Source organism: Candidatus Propionivibrio aalborgensis (genome assembly GCF_900089945.1).
Taxonomy (GTDB): domain Bacteria; phylum Pseudomonadota; class Gammaproteobacteria; order Burkholderiales; family Rhodocyclaceae; genus Propionivibrio; species Propionivibrio aalborgensis.
The window spans coordinates 1-1376 of record NZ_FLQY01000139.1; the positions used below are offsets into that span (position 1 = coordinate 1).

Sequence of the window (1376 nt, forward strand, 5' to 3'; positions counted from 1 at the left end):
GATACCTATTCAATCGTCAAGGAAAAGATCCCTGAAGGAAAGACGACGTGCTCCTTGTGCTCCCGCCTGCGGCGTGGGGTGATTTACCGTACCGCGAGGGAACTGGGTGCCAACAAGATCGCCCTCGGCCATCATCGAGACGACATCGTACACACCCTGTTCCTCAACCTGCTGTTTGGTGGAAAACTGAAGGCCATGCCGCCTAAACTGGTCACCGATGACGGTACGCTTGTCGTTATCCGCCCGCTGGCTTACTGCAACGAGCGCGACATCGCGCGCTTTGCGCGCGGCATGGCGTATCCGATCATTCCGTGCAATTTGTGCGGTTCGCAGAACAACCTTCAGCGACAGAAAATTCGCGAGATGATGGCTGACTGGGACCGCCGTTATCCAGGGCGAACCGAGTCGGTATTCACGGCGTTGCAGAATGTTGTGCCATCGCATTTGGCGGACAATTCGTTGTTTGATTTCAAAGGACTCCAAGTCGGCGCCGAGCTGGCTGATATGGACGGTGGTGACACGGTGTTTGACAGCCCGCAGTTTGCTCAGGACGTATCGCCAACTCGGGCAATGAAACTGCAGGTGGTCAGCGCATGAAGCGCAAAGTGTGGTCTTTTGATATCATCCGGAAGACGTGGCCGCATCGTGATTCAGCGGATTCGGCGCTCGCAGAATGGGAACTGGAAAGGACGGTGAGGATTTGGAAGAGGTTTCTTATGGAGGAACTGCGACTGAGGTTTTCGGTACCACAATGCCTAGTGATATGAATATTGCAGATCAGCACCTTTCCGTCTTGTTTGCCGGTGTGGCAGGAAGTGTACGGCTGCATGAAAAGCTTGGGGGTGATGAGGCGGCGCGGGCTGTTGATCGTTGTCTGACGCGCATGGAGCGAGCGGTCGAGGCCTTTGGTGGGCGGGTCATCAAGCGCGTCGGTGATGAATTTATGGTCGTGTTCGACCTTCCTGACGAGGCATTTCAGGCCGCCATCGAGATGCGGCAACGCGTGGCTGACCTGCCGCCCGTTTCGGGAGTGAAGCTGGCAATTCGAATCGGATTTTCACATGGATTGGTCAGCGAAGCTGATGGCAATATTGTCGGCGAAACCGTGGTGGAGGCTGCTGGCCTTGCCGGGCTGGCCATGCCTGGGCAGGTGTTGGCCAGTCATCAGGCACATGCTGCATTGTCACCCGCACTGAAAAAAATGACGCGCGATCTTGGCTCGGCGTCCACCAAAGGCCAGTCACCGAAAGGGATTGCTTTCGAAGTCGTGACTCAGGGTACGGCAGCACCGGAGATAAAGAAACCGGGCGATCCTGAGGAGCGCCAAGGTGATAAGCCACGGGATGGCAAGCTTCACCTGCGCTATGCGGGAAAGC

Annotated in this window: 2 protein-coding genes; both read left to right on the forward strand. The window is 56.4% G+C overall.

Features of this window, described 5'->3' with window-relative positions:
- Window positions 1-597: tRNA 2-thiocytidine(32) synthetase TtcA (ttcA, locus tag PROAA_RS08390; RefSeq protein WP_186410918.1), on the forward strand; the 597-nt coding region annotated here is incomplete at its 5' end.
- A gap of 166 nt (window positions 598-763) precedes the next feature.
- Window positions 764-1376 (forward strand): adenylate/guanylate cyclase domain-containing protein (locus PROAA_RS08395; RefSeq protein WP_186410919.1); only part of this gene is annotated, 613 nt, incomplete at its 3' end.